This is a genomic window from Candidatus Methylomirabilis sp. (assembly GCF_028716865.1).
Taxonomy (GTDB): domain Bacteria; phylum Methylomirabilota; class Methylomirabilia; order Methylomirabilales; family Methylomirabilaceae; genus Methylomirabilis.
In genome coordinates this window covers 14218-26883 of sequence record NZ_JAQUOY010000012.1, presented here as the reverse complement: position 1 = coordinate 26883, position 12666 = coordinate 14218, and the positions used below count along the sequence as shown (strand labels likewise).

Sequence of the window (12666 nt, the reverse complement as noted above, 5' to 3'; positions counted from 1 at the left end):
TGATTCTAGGCTCGTCATTCCCATGAAGGTTGGGATCTGGAAAGGCACTGGATTCCCCCGTATCCAGTACGGTCAGGCGGGTCAAGCCCTGAATGACGATTGCTTCCTCATCCAGCGACGCGGGTCATAAGGAGTCGGGTATGTCCAATGTTATTTTGAGGATGGTAGACAGATGAGACACATGCACCGTGTCAGTTTTGTGGTCCCTCTCTTGATCTGGTGTAGTACGCCTCTTTCTGCTGGCGCCCAACTCCAGGAGTTCCCGAGGACGCTTTCGCTGGCCGACGCCTTGCAGATCGCAGGACGGCAAAACTCCGGTCTGCAGGCAGAGATGACGACCAGACAGATCGCACATGGAGACGCGACCACCGCGGCGCTGCTCCCAAACCCGCAGCTTTCGCTCAGATCAGAAGGGTTTCGCGGGGGCTCATTTGTCGATCGACAGGAGTTCTTTTTTGAAGTCAGTCAGGAGGTTCAGACAGCCGGCAAGCGCGCCCAGCAGATGGCCGTTGCGAGCGCGAATCTTCGCGCGACCGAGGCCAACGTCGACAATACGGCTCGTCTTCTCAGGCTCACGGTTAAGCAGACATACTTCCAGATCGTGCTGGCCAAGACCGATCTTACTGTGGCCCGCGACCTGCTGACCGACTTTGATCGGACCGTCCGCTCCAAGGAGGAGCAGTTCCGTCTCGGCGAGATCTCCGGGGCGGAACTGAGGCGTGTGCAGGTTGAGCGCTTCAGGGTGTTTGACGACGTGGTCGCTTCAGAGCTGAACCTCAAACAGGCCAAGGCCACGCTGCTCACGCTGCTCGGCGTTACCGACCCGACATTCGAATTCGATGTGACCGAAGAACTTGCGAAGGGCGCACCTGTCGGCAGTCTGGCACCGCTCCATGCCGAGGCCCTGCAGAGCCGCCCGGACCTCAAGGCTCAGCATCAGCGGTTTGTCCGGGCTCATGAACAGACCGGACTCGAACAGGCGCGGCGCTTCCCGAATCTTTTTCCCTTCGTGGGCTACAAGCGAAACTTCAGCGAGGACAGCGTCATGTTTGGCGTCTCGGCCCCTCTGCCCCTCTTCAATCGGAACCAGGGAGGCATCGTTCGAGCTCAGGCTGAAGAGGAGCGAGAATCGTTGCAACTCAGGCGATCGGAAACTCAGGCGCTCCTGGAGGTAGATCAGGCGTTCAACAGGTTTGAGAGCGAACACCGACGCCTCGAAGGACTGGAAACCGAATACCTGCCCAAGGCCCGAGAATCGCGGGAAATCGCCGAGGCTGCGCACAAGCTGGGAGCCATCGATCTCACGGCGTTTCTGGACGCACAGCGAACTTTCCGGGAGGTCCAGCGGCTGTACAACCGCTCCCTGTACGAACTGAGCATCGCCAGGTTTCAAGTCGAGGCGGCCGTCGGCCGGTAGACAGCATCTCACAATTACCGTTCGTGCTGAGTCTGTCGAAGCATGAACGGAACACCGTGACACGATTCACCCTTCGACAGGCTCAGGGTGAACGGAATGGGTAAAACAGATTGAAGAATCAGCACACTAGGGACCTACGATGATTGTACATTCATTCATCAGCCTCACGCCTCACGCTCGTGCCTTGCCGACGGCAATCATCGCGGCAGCGCTGGCGCTGGCGGCCTGCGGCCGAACCCCAGACGAACAACAAAAGGTTGAGCCCAAGGCTGAGCAGAGAAGTGATAAGATCACGATCTCGACCGAGACTCAGACCAGATTCGGATTTACTACCGCCAAGCCCCAGCGTATTACGCCGGTCCGGCTCATTGAAGCCACAGCCGCTATCGCGCCGGATCCTGCACGCGTGAGTCACATCGCACCGATCGCCAAGGGGCGTATCGTCCGAGTCTATGTGCAGGTTGGCGACTTGGTGAACCAGGGTGCCCCGCTCTTCGAGTACGACAACATCGAGCTGGGGGAGGCGATCGGAGACTATATGGCCGAGTCAGCCGATCTGCGGCGAGATCTGGCCAACCTGCACCATGCGCAGCAAATGCTGGATCGCGGGCAACTGCTCCTGAAAAAAGAAGCCATTGCTGAAAAAGAGGTCCACATCCGGGAGGCGGAGCGGCGAGTCGCCGAAGCGGCGGTCGCGAATCGGCATGCGCGAATCGCACGGGTGAAGGAGAAGCTGTACCGATTCGGCATGACTGAGGAGCAGATCGACGAGCTGTCGACCAGCTACGAGAAGTCGTTCCGTCGTGAGGCCTCCTCTACCGTCGTCAGGGCGCCGATCAGTGGCGTGATCATCAAGCGGGAGGGGGCGCCCGGCGAGGTGGTCGGACCCGAAAAAGAGCTGCTGGCGATCGCCGACCTCTCCAGCGTCTGGACGCTGGTGGATATTTACGAGAAGGACCTGGGCCAAGTTCGACGTGGAACAGCCGCTGAAATCAACGTCGAGGCCTACCCGGGGGACACCTTTCGCGGCACCATCAGCTACGTCAGCGATCTCCTCGATCCCGAAACGCGGACCGCTAAGGCGCGCGTAGAGATCCCCAACCATCAGGGGAAATTGAAACTCGGGATGTTCGCAACCGTCCGGCTTCGAGCCCGGGTCGTTAATGGAAGCGCGACGGTAACAGCGATTCCCTCGTCCGCCATTCAGCAGATCGATGGGCAACCGTCGGTCTTCGTCAAACTCGATCCGGTGACGTTTGCGCGGCGGAAGGTCAAGCTTGGACCCGCATCAGGAGACCTCGTGGAAGTCGCCGAAGGTCTCACAGGGGATGAGCATCTCGTGACGACGGGCAGCTTCACGTTGAAATCTGAGTTCCTGAAAGAACAAATCGCTCAGGGACAAGGTCAATAGTCCCCAGAGGGATCTTTCATGCTCCAGCGTATTTTTGAGCTGTCTCTGGAAAACCGATTTCTCGTCCTGATCCTGACCGCTCTCCTGGTCCTCGGCGGCGTGATGGCCTTGCGCGACCTGCCGATCGACGCTGTCCCGGACATCACCACGGTCCAGGTCCAGGTTCTGACGAAAACGGCGCCCATGAGCCCCGTGGACGTGGAGCGATACGTCACCTTCCCGATCGAAGCGGCGATGAGCGGTCTGCCGGACCTGCAAGAGCTCCGCTCGGTGAGCCGATTCGGTCTGTCGGCCGTCACCATCGTCTTTAAGGACCACGTCAACGCCTACTTTGCCCGGCAACTGGTCGCCGAACGGATGGCGACGGCCAGAGAACAGATTCCTGCCGGCTTCGGGACACCAGAGCTCGCGCCGATCTCCACAGGGCTGGGCGAGGTCTACCAGTTCGTGGTGAAGGGCGATAGTTTTACGCCAATGCAATTGCGCGAGATCCTCGATTGGCAGATCGCGTACAGGCTGCGTACGGTCCCAGGTGTCGTGGAAGTGTCGCAATGGGGCGGGTACACGAAGCAGTACCACGTCATCGTAGACCAGAGAAAACTCGTCTCGTACCGAATTCCTATCGGGCGAGTGTTTGATGAACTTGAAAAGAATAACGCCATCGCCGGCGGCGGCTACATTGAGCACAACGGCGAGGCGTATGTGATTCGAGGCGAGGGGCTGGTCGAAAATCAGGAAGATCTGTCCCGGATCCTGGTGGGCACCGGACCGGGCGGTACGCCGATTACGGTCGCTCAACTGGGCCAGGTGAGGATCGACTCGATGCCCCGGATCGGAGCAGCGACCCGAAATGCCGAGGGGGAAACGGTGGTCGCCATGGCGCTGATGCTTCGCGGCGGCAACGGCCGCGTCGTAGCTGAGCGGATTAAAGACGAGGTGGAGCGGATGAAACCGAGTCTTCCGCCCGGGGTCTCTATTGAGCCGTACTATGACCGATCAGATCTCGTCAATAAGGTCATCCGAACCGTCACCACCAATCTGATCGAGGGAGCGCTGCTGGTCGTTGCCGTTCTGCTCTTGCTCCTCGGCAACCTCCGAGGCGGCCTGATCGTCGCCGCAGCGATCCCCCTCTCCATGCTGGTCGCCTTCACGGGAATGGTCCAGACCGGAATCTCCGGCAATCTGATGAGCCTGGGCGCGATCGATTTCGGGCTGATCGTGGACGGCGCGGTGGTGATGATTGAAAATATCATTCGGCATCTGGCGGAAGAGCGCAGCGTACGACGAGAGGAACGTCCTCTCATTATCCTCCGAGCCGGGCGCGAGGTCCTGCGACCCATCTTCTTCGCCGTCAGCATTATCGTCATCGTCTACCTGCCGATTCTCACGTTACAGGGCGTCGAGGGAAAGATGTTCAAGCCGATGGCGTTCACGGTCATTTTCGCCCTCATTGGATCGCTGATCCTGTCGTTTACGCTGATGCCGGTTCTGGCTTCCCTGTTCCTGCGGGGGCCGATCGCCGAGGGCGATTCGTGGCTCCTCCGCCGCGTGAAGATTCTGTACCTGCCGCGACTCGCGTGGTGTGTCCACCACCCGAAAATGACGGCCATTATGGCGGCATCGGCCTTTATCATCAGCCTCGCGTTTGTGCCGTTTCTCGGCGGAGAGTTTATCCCGCAACTCGACGAGGGTGATATTGTGCTGCAGACCTGGCGTCTCCCGAGCACCGCGTTAGATCAATCAATCAAGGACTCTCTTGAGATTGAACGTACCCTCCTGCGTTTTCCCGAGGTGCGGCAGGTGGTGTCGAGAATCGGGTCTCCCGAAGTGGCGACCGACGTGATGGGGATGGAGGCATCCGATGTCTTCGTCGCCCTCCGACCGTCACGGGAGTGGAAAGCCGGCATGACAAAAGACCGGTTGATCGACCAGCTTGCTGCGGCCCTCTCGTCCGAAGTCCCGGGCGTAGGTATGAGCTTTGCCCAGCCGATTGAGATGCGTTTTAACGAAATGATTGCGGGTGTCCGATCCGATGTCGGGCTCAAGATTTTTGGTGATGATCTCAACGTCTTGAAAGAAAAAGGTGACCAGGCAGCCCACATCCTGCGACAGATCCGTGGCGGCCAGGATATTCGAGTCGAGCAGGTGACCGGCCTCCCGGCCCTGCGTATTCAGGTGGACCGGCGGCGGATCGCCCGATACGGAATCAACGCAGCGGATGTCCTGGCCGCTGTCGAGGCGGCCGGCGCCGGCAGGGTGGTGGGAACGGTCTTTGAAGGGCAGCGACGATTCCCCCTGGTTGTCCGAGCGATCGGCAGCGGCCGTACTGATCTGCCTTCCTTCCAAGACTTACCGGTCGCGGCGCCAAATGGCGCCCTTATCCCGCTGGCCCAACTGGCCACCGTTAGCGTCGAAGAGGGCCCGGCGCAGGTGAGCCGTGAAGATATCAGCCGACGGATCGTCGTAGAAGCCAATGTCAGAGGTCGCGACCTGAGCTCGTTTGTACGCGAGGCGCAAGACCGAATTGCCAAAGAACTCACGCTGCCTCCCGGCTATCATATCAAGTGGGGCGGGCAATTCGAAAACCTGGCACGAGCAACGAGTCGCCTGGCGATCGTCGTTCCTCTGTCGCTGTGCCTGATCTTTGTCCTGCTGTACACCACCTTTAATGCCGTTCGACCTGCGCTGCTGATCTTTTTGAACGTCCCGCTGGCGGTGACCGGTGGGGTGCTTGCCTTGGCGCTGCGCGGATTGCCGTTCAGTATCTCCGCCGGGGTGGGTTTTATTGCCCTGTTCGGCGTGGCCGTCCTGAACGGCGTGGTTCTGATGAGTTACATCTTACACCTTCGCGAGGAAGGGCTCTCGGCGCGCGACGCCGCATTCAAGGCCGCCGAAATCCGTCTGCGGCCGGTCCTGATGACAGCCCTCGTCGCCGGTCTCGGGTTCATCCCGATGGCACTCTCCCACGGCGTAGGCGCCGAGGTCCAGCGCCCGCTGGCCACGGTCGTTATCGGCGGCCTCGTGACATCCACACTACTGACGCTCTTCGTGCTCCCGAGCCTCTATCGCTGGTTTGAGAAAGACGCCGCAGACGCTGCCTAATCCTCCAAGATATTTGTTGAATCCACTGGAGGTTCATTCCACGCGGCTTACCGCGGGGTAGTTCATTCTTTTTCACTTGACAGCAGTAATCCGGCTTCGATAGCCTACAATTAGTTGAGGAACATGCCAAAGCCGGTAAGCGAAGCAGGGTGCACATCCCTATCATGCAAAGATTACATCAAAGATCCTTGATTCGCCTGCGCCTTAGATCTTTTGCGGCTGCGTCTTTCGGCTTTTACCTGCTCCTCAACGCCTTTCTCACCCACTGCCTCATCCAGCCCCACAATACGCACTCACAAGGTCAGGTCAAGAGTAATCTCGCCTCGATCTGTATGTGGGTCCATAAGACCGTTGCGCCTCATGCGCCATCAACCGGATTGATTCTGCCTGTAGTTGCGGCGACTCTCTTCATCCCGATACCGCTCCTGCCGCGCTCTTCCCAATTCCAGATCATCAAACTTACCGGTCGATCCCCGCCCCTATTTTCTCTCGCGTGACTCGCCTCAATCGACGTTTCTGACGCTTAGCGAACCTGCTTCCGGCGGGAATGTTATACGTTACGTCGTAAGTCACAATAATGGACGTCATTCCTCGCGAAGCTTGTCCCGGCACATTTTAAGCCAGGAGCGGGAATCCAGCCGGAGAGATGCTGGGTTCCCCCGTATCAAGTACGGGGCAGGCTTGTCAAACCCGGAATGACGAACCGTTTGGGACTTATGTCGGCATGCAGCGTCACACCTAATCGACTTTTCTCTATCAGCGCGAGATTCGCGTTCGTGAGGAGGATCATGCACCGAGCGACCAGTTGGCGTAGTGTGTGTTCGTTGGTGTTGGGCATTGCCGTTGTGATCGCGTTGCCGGCCGCCGGTTGGGCCCACGGCGTCGTGGGTAAGCGGTGGTTCCCATCTACGATTGTTGTCGAGGACTCGTTCGTCTCTGACGAGGCGGGCCTCGTGTCAAGCCACCGCAGGGAGCCGGAGGCGCTCTCAACTGAGTTCGAGGCGGAGATCTCGAAGCGGTTGAGCCCGGACTTGGCGATCACGCTCGGCGGCTCGTATCACATTATTAGGCCTCGTGGCGAGGCCGCAGCAGAGGAGGGTGCTACCTCTGGCTTCGATAATCCGGATTTCGGCCTCCGCTACCAGTTCGCTCGGAATGCAATGCATGAACTGGCCGCCACCGCTGCCGTCAGTGTTTCGCCGGGCGGCGTCGGGCAGAGGCGAGTCGGCAGACTCTCTGGAACAACCGTCAGCCCGGCCCTTCAGATCGGCAAAGGGTTCGGTGATCTCCCGGACTGGGCCGACTGGCTCAAGCCGGTTGCGGTCACCACGTCGGTTGGCTTCGACCTGCGCGCCAACCGTAACGAAAGGGAAGAAGATGCCCAGCATGCCTTCACTTGGGGAGTTGCCGTGATGTATAGCATCCCGTATCTACAATCGTACGTAAAAGATGTGGGTATTGCCTGGCCGTTCAACCGTCTGTTCCCCGTCGTGGAGTTCAATGGGGAAACCCAGATCAGCGGGCCTAACAATGGAACACACACCGCTTTTGCCAACCCCGGGCTGGTCTGGGCCGGGAAGTATTTCGAACTTGCAGCCTCGGCGCAAATACCCCTCAACGATACGGCCGGGCGCCATACGGGAGCCCTGGTGATGCTCCACATCTTCCTCGACGATATCGCTCCTGACATTTTTACCTGGACACCGTTCCATGGCGTACTGGGACCACAAACGCTGCCACGATAACCGGCTGCCAGGGCGCTGGAGCAGCTCTACCGCTCTCGCAGTAGGGTTGCTCCTGATGGTCAGCTCGGCCTGGGGCCATGCCTTCCCCGACCACTCCGAACCACGGGTAGGGTGGATGGTGAAGCAGTCGCCAGCCCAGGTCAGGATCTGGTTTGACGGCGCCATCGAGCCAATATTCAGTACCATCACGGTGATGAACGGTAACAAAGAACGAGTCGATAAAGCGGACGGGCGGGTCAACCCTTCCGACACCACCATTCTCGAGGTGAGTCTCCCACCCTTGCCGCCTGGCAGGTATCGGGTATTCTGGAGCGTCATCGCCCGAGATGGCCACCACACCGAGGGTGACTTCCCGTTCACCATCGGATCCGGCCCATGACCGGCCCGCACGCCCTTCTTCATATCTTCATCCGCTGGCTGGAGTTCATGGGCCTCATGACGCTCGTCGGCGGGTTAGCGTTTCAGTCTCTGATCCTCCCACCAAGCCTGTTATCACGCCACGATTACCAGATCATCGAGGGACACCTTCGCCGAGTAGAACTCGTCTCGCTCGGGCTCGTGGTACTGACGAGCCTTGCTGACCTGATCCTGAGGACGTTGATGATGAGCGGCGGGGGTCTGGCCACATTGGGCGTCGCGCTTCCGTTGGTCCTTCGAAAAACACACTATGGGACTATCTGGACCGTGCGGATCGGCCTGCTTGGGCTGCTGGGCATGGCCTGGTGGCTGAGGCTGCAGGGGATAGCCACACCCCCGCGATTACTCTGGATCGCGCGGCTCGGCCGGATAGGGCTGCTGGGCATGACTTGGTGGCTGAGGCTGCTGGGGGGCACCGCAAGCCCATGGTTTATCAGGGCTTCCTTCTTGGCGACGTTCCTCGTTGCGCTGACGACAACCCTTTCAGGCCACGCGGCTGACTGGGGCGATATGACGGTTCCGGTGCTGATCGGCTGGTTCCATCTCCTGGCAGTCTCGATCTGGATCGGCGGCCTCTTCACGTTCGGGTTCGTGCTCAAGCGTTCCCTCGCAACTCCAGGTATGCAAGATACGGTGCACGGCCTCTCTTCGATCGCGAGGCCATTCTCCAAGATGGCGGCGAGTTGCGTCGCCGTCTTTCTGGCGACCGGGCTCTACAACTCCTGGTTGCAGGTGGGCTCCGCCTCGGCTCTCGTCGAGGCTGCGTACGGCTGGACCCTCCTGGTTAAGCTCGCGCTTGTGGGCGGCATCTTGATGATTGCGGCCGTCAACCGGTATTACTTTCTCGCCCTGCTGATGCACAGGTCCGGCAGGGCCGATGGGCTGATCTTCAGGATCATCCGTCGGTTCACCAGTATGCCTCAATCCCAGTTCTCTCGATTCGTCCGACTGGAGTGGATGATCGTTGTTGCGACGTTGGCCTGTTCAGCCCTCCTCACTCAACTCATGCCGGCTCGCCATGCGCGCCATCTCGAACATCTCAAGTCCCAAGAACTTCATGGCGACCATCTGCCGGCGCACGACACGCCGACGGCCATGCCGCCATCAATGCACAGGTAGGTGCGTGTTGACACTGAAGCGGCCGCGCGCGCAGTCCGTCGAAGCGTTGGTCCTTGTCCTGATCCTTTTCCTCTTCGCGTTCGCGGCCGGGCTCCACTCGATGCACAACCTCGGTCGTCTCAACCAGACTACCCAGTGTGCGGTGGCCTCGGCCTCCGCACACCTGGCTTGCACCGCCGTCGAGTCCGTTGCCATCGAGACACCTGCTCTACTCTTAGAGATCGTTCCAAGAGTCGTCTTTAGTGGTCCTTCTGTCGCCTGTCTCGCTCCTGTCCATGGACGTGCCCCTCCTTCTTTTACTGCCTAAACTTCACGCCATTGCCCAGATAATAGCGTTCAGCAGCCAGCGCTCAACCGTAGGTCGGGTTAGCGCAGCGTAACCCGACAACTCGGCCAAGGCGAAGGATGTATCAGAAGCTGAATCCTGACCGCTTAGGCAGAATTGCACTGACGAGTCTTTTGGAGGAGTCACAGCCATGAACAAACATTTATTGCGCGTCGATGAAGCGGCGATGCTGCTAAGCGTCAGCCGTTGGACCATTTACCGTTGGGTGCAGGAGGGTCGATTGGAGGCGACCAAGGTCGGAAAAGGGAGTCTCCGCATCTTCCAGACCTCTGTGGCGAGGCTGATCGAACAGAACCGGATTTGGGGTATCGAGGTAAGTAAGAGTCATCGAACCCCGGAGTCGTGCCGGCCTGCAAACAACTTGGTCAGTACGGAATATTTGTAGCAACAGTGAGCAGGCATCTGTAGACATGCTCGTCCGGAAGAAGTAGAAAGAGTCGTAAACTATGTTCCTGCTCAGTGTCGTCCATCGAAGAAGACGGAGCTTCACCAGTGGCGCTTTTGAATAGATCATCCCGCGAATCTCGGCATCTCAAGCCGCTTGCGCTATCAGCGCTCTGTCTCTATCTGCTGGTCAATGCGTTCCTCATCCTGTGCCTGGTCCACCCTCACAATACCCACATCCAAGGCCAAGCAGATACTCACCCCGTCTCTGTCTGTGCCTGGGCACACAAGACAGTTGCCTCCCATGTGCCGTCGTCAAGGATACTCCTACCGTTAGCTGTGACTGTTCTGCTCGCCTTTCTACCGCTACCTCAGCACTACCCTCAGATCTCCCCCATCAGGCTGACCGGCCGCTCCCCACCCCTGCTCGCCTTCGCGTAAGTCTTTCCACTCGAATACTCGACCTGTACCACCAACGGTATCTCGCGCGAACTAGTGCGCCTGGGCCTTACTCAAGGCCGCGATGAACAAACGATCCGAGAAACCGGAAGCGTTCTGCAGCGATGTCGGGTTACGCTGCGCTAACCCGACCTACAGCTGAGCGCTGATTGCTGACCGCTATTTTCTGAGGAGCGGGAAGATGCTCAAGCTGCGCACGCGCGTGAAGGAGGTAGAGATGTCCGCACTCATTGCGTTACTTATCAAAGGGGGGCCCGTCATGATCCCCCTCCTCTGCTGTTCGATCACCTCGCTGGCCGTGGTCATCGAACGGGGGCTATTTTGGTGGCGCCTGCGCCCATCCGGGGAGATAGAGCAGTTGCTCACGCTGGCGGCAGCCGGCAACTGGGAGGATGCGCGCAAGTTCGGCGAACTCTCCCGCTCTCCGGTGGCGCGGGTCCTCGCAGCCGGGATCCGCCATCGGAACCCTGCCCCGACGCTGGCGATGGAGGCCGCCGCCCATGAAGAGCTGACCCACATGCGGCGATATCTGCCGCTGCTCGACACGGTCATCACCCTGTCGCCCCTGTTGGGCCTCCTCGGCACCGTTACAGGGATGATCAGTAGCTTTGGGGTCATGGCCTCCGGCGGCATCAACCAACCCCACGCCATCACCGGGGGCGTCGCTGAAGCCCTCATCGCGACCGCGACAGGCCTCGGGATCGCTATTGCGACCCTGGTCCCCTACAACTACTTCGCTGCGCGGGTCGAGCGGATCATGGGCGACATCGAACGCTACGGCTCTCGACTGGAACTCGCATTGAAGGAAGTCCGTCCATGAGGCTGCTGCGCCGCCCGCCACGGAAGGCCCGCATCGAGATCATCCCACTGATCGACACGATCTTCTTCCTGCTGGTCTTCTTCATGATGGCCTCGCTATCGATGGCAGTCTACAGGGGGATGCCGATCGATCTGCCCAAGGCGGGGACGGGGCAACAGGGTATGCGCGACCATGCGGCGGTCACGCTCACCAAAGATGGACAGCTCTATCTGGACAAGCAACCTATTTCGGTCGATCAGCTTCGGGAGCGGTTGAAGGGGTTGCTCACGGTGAACCCGGAACTCACGGTAATCCTCAGCGCGGATGAGGCCGTATCGCACGGACGTGTTGTGGAGGCGATGGACGTAGCCAGGTGGGCCGGTTCGAACAAGCTGGCGATCGCCGTAAAGCCGAATCAGATGAGGCGTGAGGAGTGAATCATTCGCTGAAAGGCCCCGCAGTGGCGTCCGGCTTGATCCACCTCTCATTGCTGGCGCTTGTCTCTGGCGTGTCGGGTCTGGGCCTCTCCAGCCCCCTGGAGGTACGGATCCCCATTGAGGTCATCACAGTCGGAGAGACTGATGTGCCGGCGTCTCAGCAATCCATGCCGGGCACTGGGCGGATCTTGAAGGACCGGCTCCGAACTCCTGGCGTCCCCTCGCCGCGCGACAATCCCACTGTCTCTCCATCCGATCTCGGCATCGAAACGCCGCAGGCGGTACAGAAGCCGTCACATGAGTCGTCAGTGCCACACGAACAGCCACCAATACCGCTACTGCCGCCAGAGGCTGTTGTAGAGCAGAAAGCCGACGCCGCATCGACGCGAGCACTTCCAGCGGTTGTGGCAGAAGACGACTCCGGACGGGTCGTCCCTGGGGGCCAGGATACACAGACGTTGACCGGTCACCACACTGTCGGCGGAACAGCGCAGACCGACCGCGGCGCCGTTGCAGCGGGAGTTGCCATCGTGGCGTCTGCTCGGACAGATGGCTATCCCCCCGCCTACAAGGCGGCTGGTGGGGGGAGGGCAGGCACCGACAATGGCGGCCTAATCGATGGCAGACTGCTCAAGGGCGGCTACCAGGTTACCCCCCGCTATCCGGAGTCGGCCCGCCGGGCCGGCATCGAGGGGACGGCCCTCCTCAAATTCCTGGTGCAAGCCGATGGCGGTGTGGCCAATGTCACGATTGAGCGGTCGTCCGGTTACGCAGACCTCGACCACGCGGCAGTCCAGGCAATCAGACGATGGCGCTTCGAACCGGCAAGACGAGACCATCGGGTCGTCGCCGCCTGGGCCGTGCTGCCGGTCGAATTCAGATTAAAGAGATGGTGAGCGTCACACCACACCCGAGCGACGCACACCTAGCCCACCCTCCCCTGCCGAGGTTGGGTTAATGTGCCATGGCAGGAACTTCCTCCCTCGAAGCGGATGAGCCTTCTCGGGACCGCCATCCTTATCCGGCGGTC

The 12666-nt window shown here is 59.9% G+C and carries 11 protein-coding genes; all 11 read left to right on the top strand.

The features are described 5' to 3' along the window. The first annotated feature begins 172 nt into the window (after positions 1–172). The 11 genes from PHV01_RS06305 to PHV01_RS06255 all read left to right on the top strand — a co-directional run bounded on the left by PHV01_RS06305 (position 173) and on the right by PHV01_RS06255 (position 12532). Complete coding sequence (locus tag PHV01_RS06305; protein WP_337290306.1) at positions 173–1417, top strand: TolC family protein; 1245 nt, start codon at positions 173–175, stop codon at positions 1415–1417. A gap of 139 nt (positions 1418–1556) precedes the next feature. Next, positions 1557–2828, top strand: a complete 1272-nt coding sequence (locus PHV01_RS06300) for an efflux RND transporter periplasmic adaptor subunit (protein WP_337290305.1) — start codon at positions 1557–1559, stop codon at positions 2826–2828. An 18-nt stretch (positions 2829–2846) separates the two neighbouring features. Continuing rightward, the gene (locus PHV01_RS06295; RefSeq protein WP_337290304.1) at positions 2847–5930 is read left to right on the top strand and encodes a CusA/CzcA family heavy metal efflux RND transporter; all 3084 of its coding nucleotides are present in this window, start codon (positions 2847–2849) and stop codon (positions 5928–5930) included. Positions 5931–6718: 788 nt separating this feature from the next. Beyond that, entirely contained in the window at positions 6719–7675 is a 957-nt protein-coding gene (locus PHV01_RS06290) for a hypothetical protein (protein WP_337290303.1), read from the top strand. Continuing rightward, a complete protein-coding gene (locus PHV01_RS06285) occupies positions 7641–8054 on the top strand; it encodes a copper resistance protein CopC (protein ID WP_337290302.1) in 414 nt (137 codons plus the stop codon). Before PHV01_RS06290 ends, PHV01_RS06285 begins: the two co-directional genes overlap by 35 nt. Next, positions 8051–9211, top strand: a complete 1161-nt coding sequence (locus PHV01_RS06280) for a CopD family protein (RefSeq protein ID WP_337290301.1) — start codon at positions 8051–8053, stop codon at positions 9209–9211. Before PHV01_RS06285 ends, PHV01_RS06280 begins: the two co-directional genes overlap by 4 nt. A 4-nt stretch (positions 9212–9215) precedes the next feature. Continuing rightward, positions 9216–9518, top strand: coding sequence for a hypothetical protein (locus tag PHV01_RS06275; protein ID WP_337290300.1), 303 nt, complete (start codon positions 9216–9218; stop codon positions 9516–9518). 169 nt (positions 9519–9687) lie between these two features. Continuing rightward, positions 9688–9942, top strand: coding sequence for a helix-turn-helix domain-containing protein (locus tag PHV01_RS06270; protein ID WP_337290299.1), 255 nt, complete (start codon positions 9688–9690; stop codon positions 9940–9942). 639 nt (positions 9943–10581) lie between these two features. Then, positions 10582–11220: a MotA/TolQ/ExbB proton channel family protein gene (locus PHV01_RS06265; RefSeq protein ID WP_337290298.1), complete on the top strand. Its 639-nt coding sequence runs from the start codon at positions 10582–10584 to the stop codon at positions 11218–11220. Then, positions 11217–11636 (top strand): biopolymer transporter ExbD, encoded by a 420-nt coding sequence (locus PHV01_RS06260; protein WP_337290297.1) that lies wholly within the window; start codon positions 11217–11219, stop codon positions 11634–11636. The genes PHV01_RS06265 and PHV01_RS06260 overlap by 4 nt, the downstream gene beginning before the upstream one ends. After that, positions 11633–12532, top strand: coding sequence for an energy transducer TonB (locus PHV01_RS06255; protein WP_337290296.1), 900 nt, complete (start codon positions 11633–11635; stop codon positions 12530–12532). The genes PHV01_RS06260 and PHV01_RS06255 overlap by 4 nt, the downstream gene beginning before the upstream one ends. Positions 12533–12666: the final 134 nt, after the last annotated feature.